The following is a 10,297-nucleotide window of genomic DNA, read 5'->3' as shown; positions in this document are numbered from 1 at the left end:
CCGGTAATCGTCACCGCCAGCCCGAGGTGCGCCGCCACCATCCCCAGGTAGCTGAGGGAAATCCTGGCGCCGCGGGACACGCGCTGTACGGCTTCGGCCACCGCCAGCACCGCAATCCAGCAGGCCATCGCCATCCCCACCGCCGTCATGGCGATGATTTTATCTTCCAGCAGCCATGGCAAAAGTACCGACAGCACCAGGGTGGAGACCAGGGCGGTGAGCAGCAGTTTCCTGATGTTACGCGGCCGGTCCCGGCCCCAGCGCACCAGCGGCCCCACCCCCAGCAGCAGGGCAAAGGGGACCATCAGCCAGGTGAACATGGTGTTAAAGAACGGCTCCCCCACCGAAATGCTGCCCAGCCCCAGCTGTTTGTGCACCAGCGGCAGCAGGGTGCCCAGCAGCACCACCAGCATGGCGGCCATCAGCAGGACGTTATTGCCGAGCAGCAGCGACTCGCGCGACCACAGCGTGTTGTTCACCCGCGAACGCACCCTGTGCCCGCGCACGGCGAACAGCAGCAGCGAGCCGCCGGTGACCAGCACCATAAAGGCGAGGATAAACATTCCGCGCGCCGGGTCGGAGGCGAAGGCGTGCACCGACACCAGCACCCCGGAGCGCACCAGGAAGGTGCCCAGCAGGCACAGCGAGAAGGCGCAGATGGACAGCAGCAGCGTCCACGCCTTAAAGCCGGCGCGCTGTTCCGTGACCGCCAGCGAGTGCAGCAGGGCGGTGCCCGCCAGCCACGGCATAAAGGAGGCGTTCTCCACCGGGTCCCAGAACCACCAGCCGCCCCAGCCCAGCTCGTAGTAGGCCCACGCCGAGCCGAGCACGATGCCCAGCGTCAGGAACACCCACGCCGCCAGCGTCCACGGGCGGGCAAAACGGGTGAACGCGCTGTCCAGACGCCCGCTCAGCAGCGCGGCGATGGCGAAGGCGAAAGCCACCGAGAAGCCGACATAGCCCATGTACAGCAGCGGCGGGTGGAAAATCAGCCCCGGGTCCTGCAGCAGCGGGTTCAGGTCGCGCCCCTCCACCGGAAAGGCCGGCAGCGTGCGGGCGAACGGGCCGGAGGTGAACAGGATGAACACCAGAAAACCGGCGCAGACCATCCCCATCACCGCCAGCACCCGGGCGACGATATCCGCCGGCACCTGCCGGCTGAACACCGCCACCGCCAGGGTCCAGCCGCTCATCAGCAGCACCCACAGCAGCAGCGAGCCCTCGTGCGCCCCCCAGGTGGCGGCCACCCGGTACCACACCGGCAGCTGCGTGTTCGAGTTGCCGGCGACATAGGCCACGGTGAAGTCGTTAACCACAAAGGCGTGCACCAGCACGAAAAACGCGCCCGCCACGCAGATAAACAGCAGCCAGGCGAACACCCCGGCCGACGCCATCATCCGCGCGTCGCCGCGCGCCACGCCCCACAGCGGGTAAACGGACAGCAGCAGCGCCACGCCGAGCGCCAGGCACAGCAGCGCGTGGCCGTATTCAGGCATCATGATGAGGTGTCCTTATCAGCGCGTTGCGGGCGGCGGTGGTTTTCCTGCATCGCCTTTTCCACTTCCGGCGGGGTGTAGTTCTCGTCATGCTTGGCCAGCACCTCGTGCGCCAGGACGTGGTTGCCCTTCTCCAGGGTGCCCTGCACCACCACCCCCTGCCCCTCGCGGAACAGGTCCGGCAGTATCCCCTCATAGCTCACCGTCACCGACCCCTCGGCGTCGTAGAGGCTGAAGTTCACCTTCAGCGAGTCCGGGTCGCGCCTGACGCTGCCGGGCATCACCATCCCGCCGACGCGCAGGCGCTGGCCCGCCGCCGGCAGCTGCTGCGTCTCGCGCTTGCCGTAGAGGATTTCGCCGGGGGTATAGAACAGGTCGATATTCGCGCGCAGCGCGTACAGGACCAGGGCGGTGGTCAGCGCCAGGCCCGCCAGCACCGCGCAGACCACCCATAGCCGGTTTTTACGTCGCAGGTTCACGCGGCCTCCTGTTGCGCCTGTGCGGCACGCATCCGCGCCTCGCGCGCCCGCTGCTGCGCCACGCCGCGCAGAATGGCCCGGCGCTGCAGCACCGTGTGCAGCGCCAGCAGCACCAGCGGCGCCACGGTCATCGCCACCGCCAGCCAGACAAAAAAGGCGTACCCGCCCATGGCGAAAAAATCGCTCCACGATGAAAATGCCGGACTCACCGGTGCCCCCTTTTCAGTATCAGTTCGCTCACCCACGGGCGGCGTTTTTCCATCAGTAAAATCAGGTTGCGCATCCGCATCAGCGCCAGCGTCATAAAGAGCAGCAGGTAGCCGGCGATGGCCCAGCGCAGCGGCGAGCGCATCGCCGGGTCGATACTCTGCTGCATCTGCGTCGAGCCCTGGTGCAGGGTGTTCCACCACTCGACGGAATAGTGGATAACCGGCAGGTTCACCACGCCGACCAGCACCAGAATGCCCGCCGCGCGCCCGGCCATTTTACGGTCGTCAAAGGCGTGCCACAGGGCGATGACCCCGGCGTAGAGAAACAGCAGCACCAGCTCCGAGGTCAGGCGCGCGTCCCACACCCACCAGGTGCCCCACATCGGTTTGCCCCACGCCGCGCCGGTGACCAGCGCGATGAAGGTGTACACCGCCCCCACCGGCGCCATCGCCGCGACGGCAAGGCTGGCCATTTTCATCTGCCAGACCAGCCCGGTAAACGCCGCCACCGCCATCGCCGCATAGATACCCATTGACCAGATGGCCGCCGGGACATGCAGGTACATAATGCGGTAGCCCTCCCCCTGCTGGTAGTCCGCCGGGGCGAAACCAAAGCCCCGGACCCAGCCGGTGGCCAGCGCGATGATGCCGGCCGCCGCCAGCCACGGCACGAGCCTGCCGCAAATCTGATACAGCCGGGGCGGCGCCGCCAGCTGATGAAGGGTTTTCCACATAGTCGTCACCTGACCTCCTGAAACCAGTAAAATGTCCGTCGCGCCGGGGCGCTACTGCACGCTGAGGCGCAGCGCCGCCGCGGTGGCGAAGGGGCTTAACGTCGCGCTGCCCGCCAGCAGCGCCCCCAGCACCGCCAGATAGCCGTCAGCGGGTAAATGCATCGATGCCGCGTCCATCGCCGCGGCGGCGAAAATCAGCACCGGGACACTCAGCGGCAGCACCAGAATGCCCAGCAGGACGCCGCCGCGCCGCAGCCCGGCCGTCAGCCCGACGCCCGGCGCGGCGAGAAACCCCAGCGCCGGCGTGCCGAGCAGCAGCGTCAGCGCCATGATTTTCCAGCCGTACACGTCCATCCCCAGCAGCAGCGCCACCAGCGGGGAGAGCATAATCAGCGGCAGGCCGGTCACCGCCCAGTGGGCCAGCACCTTCGCCAGCACCACCGCCGGCAGCGGCACCGGCAGCAGCATCAGCTGCTCCAGGCTGCCGTCCTGCAGGTCGTCGCGAAACAGCCGCTCCAGCGCCAGCAGCGAGGCCAGCAGCGCCGCCACCTGGATGATGCCCGGCGCGATACGCGCCAGCAGCTGCGGCTGCGGCCCGACGCTTAACGGAAACAGGGTGATGACCATCAGGAAGAACCACAGCGGGCCGGCGATGTCCGCGCCGTGGCGGAACGCCACGCGCAGTTCGAGACAGAAGACACGCCACATCACAGCCCTGCCTCCCCGCCGGTCAGCGCCAGGCGGCGGACGGTGTCCGCGGCCCCCGGCAGCGGCTGGTGGGTGGTGAGAATGACCATCCCGCCCTGCGCCGTGTGCGCCGCCATCCGCCGGGTGAGGCGCGCCACGCCGTTAACGTCAATGGCGGTGAACGGCTCGTCGAGCACCCACAGCGCGGCGCGGGTCAGCCACAGGCGGGCCAGCGCCACCCGGCGCTGCTGCCCGGCCGAAAGCCGGGCGACCGGCACGTCCTCAAATCCCGCCAGCCCGGCCTGCGCCAGCGCCTCCGGGAGGCGCGCGCCGTCGCCGGGGTGGAAGAAGTGCAGGTTCTCCCGCGCCGTCAGGCGGGTTTTAATCCCCGGCTGGTGCCCTATCCACAGCAGGCTGCGATGGAAGCTGTCGCGCACGCGGCGCAGGGGCTCGCCCTGCCAGTACACCTCCCCGCCGTCCGGGCGCGCCAGCCCGGTCAGCAGGCGCAGCAGGGTGGTTTTTCCGGCGCCGTTGCCGCCGGTGACCTGCACCCACTCCCCGGCGTCCACGGTGAACGACAGCCCGCGAAACAGCGTCCTCTCGTCCCGCTCGCAGTACAGATCTCTGGCTTCAAGCATCATTGTCATTGCGCATATTCAGGTTGATATGGCGTATAAACACCGGTCAGGCTTTCCAGGAAGGCGACGATATCGTCAATATCGTTTTGCGGCAGATCGGTGCCAACCTGGTAACGCAGCATCAGTTTTACCGCGCCATCCAGCGTCGGTACGTCGCCCCGATGGAAATAAGGCGCCGTTAACGCGACGTTGCGTAAGCCCGGGACTTTTTGCCGTAATTTATCGCGAACCTCTTTGGTGACGTTCATACGACCAATATCCGCTGCGGTAATTTCGCCAAAATTAAAGTCTCGCTTTAATCCCAATGGTTCAAAAGAGCGCCCGCCTAAAATGATACCGCCGTGACAGGTTGCACATTTATTTTCTTTAAATAATTGATAACCGTGTTTCTGTTGCGCGGTCAGCGCATTTTCATCTCCACGTAGCCATTTATCAAAGGCGGAATCCGGCGTTATCAACGTTTTTTCGAATTCGGCGATCGCATCAGTAATATTTTCCCCGGTAAATCCTTGCGGATAAACCGCCTGGAAATCTTTTTTCAGGACAGGATCTTTATCAAGCTTGCTAATAATTTCATCCCAGGATTTAGAAGCCATTTCAATAGGATTTAACGGCGGTCCGCCTGCTTGCTCCTGCAGAGTTGCAGCACGACCATCCCAAAATTGTTCGATATTAAATACGGAGTTGAATACCGTCGGCGCATTTATTGGTCCTACCGCACCGCCAACGCCAATTGAGGTTTTTCTGCCATCGACACCGCCCGCATTTAACGCGTGACAATGCGCACAGGATATTGTGCTGTCGCCGGATAAACGTTCATCATGATAAAGACGGAAACCTAAGTCGACTTTTTTCGCATCGACGGGAATATTGCGCGGAATAGGCTGAACGGGTTCATTCCGGTGCGCGGGGTCGGTATCGGCGCTGGCATAGTTGCGCTCACGCTGATCGGCTATCCAGTTCAGGATGTCAGTACGCTCTTTATCGCTGACGCCCCCCGCCCAGTGCAGCGCGACATAGCGGGTTGGCGGCATAGTCTGATGTTGCATAACCCATTCAATTTTATTCAGTTCGCTTTGCGGCACCGGCGTATCCGCAATCAGGGCGGCCCGTACCGCCTCCAGGTTAAACGACTTGTAGCCGAGCTGGATATCGTAATCCATTAGCTGCTTTGCCACCGGAAAAGAGGAATAAAAAGGTAATTCAGCGGAAGGCGTATGACAATAATCACATCCTTTCTCCCTGAAATAACCCAGTATTTTATTATTTTCACCCACAACCGAGGCCTGCACATCGCTTTTTTTACTGCGCTGTTTGTCGTAATACCATACATACCCGGACAAACCTAAATAACATAACAGCCCAACGGTGATAACCGTTGTTGCATAGAGAGTAATTTTTTTCATATCACTATCCTTATGGGGTATTGCGGCATGATTAATTAAATTTTATTTTTTTACTCATGAGGCCCGTCAATACTAAATACAAACCCATCATGGATATTGATTGGTATCAATAATTACAATTGGCTAAACCTATAGATATGATAACCCCCGACTATCGTAAGATTTATTTTGCGATGCCCGTCACAGGGTTTATTCAGCCGCAACAATGGATAAATCCTCTTTTCCGTCATCAAAACGAACGATAGCCAACAATAATTGACTTAACGCAGCATAAAAACCATAGGGATCATGCTTAAGGCAATTATTTGTAAATTCCGGAAGCCATTCCAGTAATGACGACAATGTTTTCTGGCGTAATTTATTCATTCTCCGTTGTTGGAACGATTCACCCAATGAAAAATGTAAATGGCTGAGTAATTCCAGATAAATCGCCAGGTGGTCGGCCGGCTCTTTAAAATCGTCGTTGACTTCCATCCCGGCTTCAAGCAATAAATGTTTAATCATGCCGGGTTCCTGCTGCGGGTATTGCGAGGCGTAGGGCAAGGCCGATTTTTTATCCGTCATCAGGAACAATCCGCAAAAATCTGCGGCCAGCTCCAGCTGCGCATCCTGGCGCAGGCTAAGCGCGGCAATTTTTTGTTCGAGTAACGCCACCGACGCCGCCAGCGCAGGCTGACGCTTTAACAGCGCCAGCCAGTCCGCGATCTCCGCGGACTGTAATTGTATTAACCCTTCATCATCCACTTCCCGGAAAAAGAGTAACGCCAGCCATGCATATACGCAGGCGTACTGTTCCTGAGCAAGCGCTGGCTGCTTAATCATGCGGATTCCCCTGCGATGCGGGTACATATTCACACTGCGCGACCATCTCGACCGGACCGTTAAACGCCGTGACGTTATCAATAGGGCCGGTATATTTTTCAATTTCCACCAGCGTCGTATGCGCGCTGGTCGCCTGCGCGAGCTGTGATGTACCGATATCCAGCGTTAATACGTTAGGGTTGCCGTACTTACATAACGCGTTGAGATCGCCGCCTTTATCAGGATCGTACCAGGCGCCTTCATGAATTCGCGCCACGCCCGGCGCATAGCGATCGGAAACTACCGCCCCCGCCAGTACCTGCCCGCGTGCATTGAATACCCGCACGATGTCACCGTTGCGGATCCCGCGCGCGCTGGCATCCTGTGGGTTAATAAAGACCGGCTCCTTGCCGCCAACGGCATATTGCTGACGCAGCGTTTCCGACTCGCATAGTTGGGAATGCAGACGGAAATCAGGGTGGACGGATTGTAAGTGCAGCGGCCAGCGCTGCGATCCCGGCCCGCCATGCGAGCGTTCGATTTTTTCGAACCACATGGGATGGCCCTGACAATCGTCGTATTGCATGTCGGCGATCGTTTTGGAGTAAATCTCGATCAAACCGCTTGGCGTGCCCAACGGCTCCAGATCCGGATCTTCACGGAAAGCCTGATGGCGCACAAACATCTGCGGATGATCAAACTCGATGTACTCCTGTTGATTCCAGAACACCTCGAAAGTCGGTAAGTGGATACCGCGACCTTTTCCCTGCTGGCTCCCTTCCTGCCAGATGCGTTTCAGCCAGCCCATTTCATCAAGACCTTCCGTGAATGCCGCTTCACGGTTAAAGCGTCGGCAGAGATCGCGGAAAATATCAAAGTCGTTACGCGCTTCAAACTGTGGCGACACCACCTGTTTCATGGCGATAATGCCGCGGTTAGAGTGGTTGCCGAATTGATCGAGGTCGTTACGCTCAAATTGGGTGGTAGCCGGCAAAACGATATCCGCAAAGCGGCAGGTCGACGTCCACTGGTTATCAATAGCGATGACCGTTTCCAGCTTGCGCCACCCTTCAATTATGCGGTTAATTTGTTGGTGTCGGTGGAACGGGTTAGTCCCGGCGAACACGCACATCTTCAGCGGCGGTAATTTAACCGATTTGCCGTTCCAGTTAATGACCTTGCCCGGTTCAAGAATGGCATCCATAAAACGCGCAATAGGAATGGTGCTGCTGTAGCCTTTGTAATCCGTGCTGTCGTGTACTGGCGGAACGGTCGTCGAACCGGAAAAGCCGCTTAAAATGATCCCTTTACGGCCAGGCGTCCCGGCGCCGTTGTAGTGCCAGCCAAAACCAAAGCCGCCGCCCGGTAAACCAATCTGTCCCAGCATTGCCGCCAGCACGACGACCATCCAAGACCACTGTTCGCCATGCTGCATACGTTGTACGCACCAGCCAGCGATGATTTGCGTTCTGTCGCCCGCCATCTGCCGCGCCAACGCGCGGATGGTGTCGGCGTCAATACCGCACAGTTTTTCCGCCCAGGCGGCATCTTTGGGCTGTCCATCTTTCTCGCCCAGCAAATAGGGGAGGAACTGGTCAAAACCGACGCAGTAGTTATCGAGGAAATTTTTATCGTACAGTTTCTCGCTGTACAGGGTATGCGCCAGCGCCAGTTGTAACGGGACATCCGTCTGCGGGTTAATGGCGATATGTTTGACCTTATCGCGCCCCAGATAATCGTGCGTGGAGGTGACGACCGGGTCGATGCTGATGACCGAGATAGCGCCGCTGGCAACTTTTTCTTTTAATTGTTCATAGTACTGATAGACATCGTGATCCGGGCACCACCAGTTTGCCTGCTGGTTTTTCACCATATCAGAACCCCATAGCACAATCGTTTTACTGTTCTGTAAAACCAGAGGCCATGACGTTTGCTGCTCGTACACTTCCATTGAACCCACCACGCGCGGCAGAATCACCTGCGCCGCGCCGGTCGAATAGTCCCCTCCCGTGCTAACGCTATTGCCATGTAGCGCAATCGCGCGCGCCAGCATCCCGGAGGCGTTATGGAACATGCCGGTAGATTGCCAGCCGCTCGCCGTCAGTAGCGCGCTCGGCCCGTAGGTTTTTTGCACCCGCTCCAGTTCCTGATAGAACAGATCCAGCGCTTCATCCCAGGAGACGCGCACAAAACGATTATCGCCGCGCTGCGAGGTGTCGCTTTGATGACCTTTGCGCATCCAGTCGACGCGCACCATCGGATAGCGAATACGCGCCGCGTTGTGGACGTGATCGGGCAGGCCGGCGATCATTTTGGACGGGTATTTATCCTGTTCAAACGGTTTTGCCGCCACAAATCGACCGTCAACCACCGTGGCGCGAATCGCCCCCCAGTGAGAGCCGGTAAGGATACCCTCTTTCGTCGCGGCGCCTGGTGCAACGGCATCCGCCGCGCGGGCGCTACGGGGCGTCAGTAGTGACGGCCCCAGCATTCCTGCCACCGTCAAGCCGCCAAGCTGCGCCAGAAAACGTCGACGAGAGACGTGTAGCGTGTCCTTATTTTTCATTGTGTTCTCCCTTATCGCTGTGCGGCGTGTTGGTGGTATCAGACGCATTCATCTGGAGATATTTCAACAAGGTACGTTCTTCACGCTTATCCAGACTGGTGAAACCGATCATGCCGTTGAGCGTGCCGATCCAGCCGTTAGCGTCAAAGTGCGCTTTGTCCGGCGCGCCGTGACACTGATTACAGGTGCCGTTATAGAGGGAGTCGGCATAGGCCCAAATCGGTTTAATGTCATTTACCATGTCGCCTTTCTGCATCCACGCAGTTGCCTGTAATTTGCTCCACTGAGTATTGGTCGCCGCGACGGTGGTCTCTTCCAGCGTTTTCACATGCTGTTGCACATCGCCGCGAATCGAGGCGACAAAAATACGTTTACCGGGCAGCTGCGTCAGTACGCGCTGACGACCGTCCGTCTCCGTCCAGCCTTCGATTTGCACTTGCAGCCAGTCACCGTCCCGTTTAAGGACTTTCACTTCAGAAGCAGGTAACAACGAACCTGCCGGTTCTTTATCGCCTTTATCGGCGTAAATCGGCTTGATATCCAGCGAATAGAGCGTATCGCCGTCATTATGCGTACTGGCGCTGGCGCGCAGTTCATCAAACTGTTTACGGAAACCGCTGCTCATATCCGGTAGCTGGTGGGCAATCCCTTTATGGCAGTCGATGCAGGACTGATTTTCTTTCGCGGCGATTTTCATTTGCCGCGCCGCTTCCGGGTTCTGTTTCGCGTGATCCATCGCATCGTAGTTATGGCAGGAACGACAGGTCGCGGAGTTATTCTCTTTCATGCGCGCCCATTCACGCTCGGCAAGCTCGGCACGTTTGGCTTCAAATTTTTCCGGGGTATCAATCGAGTGGGCGATAAATGTCTGGTAAAGATCGTTGCTGGCTTCCAGCTTACGTTTCACCATGCCTGGAATATCAGGGGGGATATGGCAATCGTGACATTCCGCGCGTACGCCGGAAGCGTTCTGGAAATGTACGGACTGTTTATATTCCTGATACACCGGCTGCATACTATGGCAGCTGACGCAAAACTCTGTCGTACTGGTCAGTTTGATACCGACGTGAGGTAACACGATCAGCGCAACGCCGATCACAATCCCGACAATGACCAGCGCCAGTATCGACCAACGGGCGCTTGGCCTGAGTAGCGCTCTCCAGAGTTTTCGCATAATAGCCCCTGTAATTATATGGTTTAATGCGCAGATCTTATTCCGCAAATATGAACAGCGTCACTGGTCAGGATGAACGGGATACGGCAATATATGAACAGATATGA

Annotated in this window: 10 protein-coding genes; all 10 read right to left on the bottom strand. The window is 58.7% G+C overall.

Annotated elements, in window-relative coordinates; all coding sequences use genetic code 11:
* Positions 1-1,499: heme lyase CcmF/NrfE family subunit (locus ACLD3P_RS19855; protein ID WP_411006724.1), on the bottom strand; the 1,499-nt coding region annotated here is incomplete at its 3' end.
* Positions 1,496-1,975 (bottom strand): cytochrome c maturation protein CcmE, encoded by a 480-nt coding sequence (ccmE, locus tag ACLD3P_RS19850; RefSeq protein ID WP_001053600.1) that lies wholly within the window; start codon positions 1,973-1,975, stop codon positions 1,496-1,498. The genes ACLD3P_RS19855 and ccmE, both read right to left, overlap by 4 nt.
* Positions 1,972-2,184, bottom strand: a complete 213-nt coding sequence (gene ccmD / locus ACLD3P_RS19845) for a heme exporter protein CcmD (protein ID WP_000074113.1) — start codon at positions 2,182-2,184, stop codon at positions 1,972-1,974. The genes ccmE and ccmD overlap by 4 nt, the downstream gene beginning before the upstream one ends.
* Positions 2,181-2,918 (bottom strand): heme ABC transporter permease, encoded by a 738-nt coding sequence (locus ACLD3P_RS19840; RefSeq protein ID WP_000265994.1) that lies wholly within the window; start codon positions 2,916-2,918, stop codon positions 2,181-2,183. The genes ccmD and ACLD3P_RS19840 overlap by 4 nt, the downstream gene beginning before the upstream one ends.
* Positions 2,919-2,969: 51 nt before the next feature.
* Positions 2,970-3,629 (bottom strand): heme exporter protein CcmB, encoded by a 660-nt coding sequence (gene ccmB, locus ACLD3P_RS19835; RefSeq protein WP_000990033.1) that lies wholly within the window; start codon positions 3,627-3,629, stop codon positions 2,970-2,972.
* Positions 3,626-4,243 (bottom strand): cytochrome c biogenesis heme-transporting ATPase CcmA, encoded by a 618-nt coding sequence (ccmA, locus tag ACLD3P_RS19830; protein ID WP_000888530.1) that lies wholly within the window; start codon positions 4,241-4,243, stop codon positions 3,626-3,628. Before ccmA ends, ccmB begins: the two co-directional genes overlap by 4 nt.
* 5 nt (positions 4,244-4,248) lie before the next feature.
* A complete protein-coding gene (locus ACLD3P_RS19825; protein ID WP_000724476.1) occupies positions 4,249-5,649 on the bottom strand; it encodes a cytochrome-c peroxidase in 1,401 nt (466 codons plus the stop codon).
* A 189-nt stretch (positions 5,650-5,838) separates the two neighbouring features.
* Positions 5,839-6,471, bottom strand: coding sequence for a molecular chaperone TorD (gene torD, locus ACLD3P_RS19820; RefSeq protein WP_000595415.1), 633 nt, complete (start codon positions 6,469-6,471; stop codon positions 5,839-5,841).
* A complete protein-coding gene (gene torA, locus ACLD3P_RS19815; RefSeq protein WP_064000774.1) occupies positions 6,464-9,016 on the bottom strand; it encodes a trimethylamine-N-oxide reductase TorA in 2,553 nt (850 codons plus the stop codon). Before torA ends, torD begins: the two co-directional genes overlap by 8 nt.
* Positions 9,006-10,190: a pentaheme c-type cytochrome TorC gene (torC, locus tag ACLD3P_RS19810; protein ID WP_115285524.1), complete on the bottom strand. Its 1,185-nt coding sequence runs from the start codon at positions 10,188-10,190 to the stop codon at positions 9,006-9,008. Before torC ends, torA begins: the two co-directional genes overlap by 11 nt.
* Between the last annotated feature and the right edge of the window lie 107 nt (positions 10,191-10,297).

This window comes from Salmonella sp. 741265073_HBA (assembly GCF_046569105.1).
GTDB classification, from domain to species: domain Bacteria; phylum Pseudomonadota; class Gammaproteobacteria; order Enterobacterales; family Enterobacteriaceae; genus Salmonella; species Salmonella enterica.
This window is presented reverse-complemented; position numbering and strand designations above follow the sequence as displayed.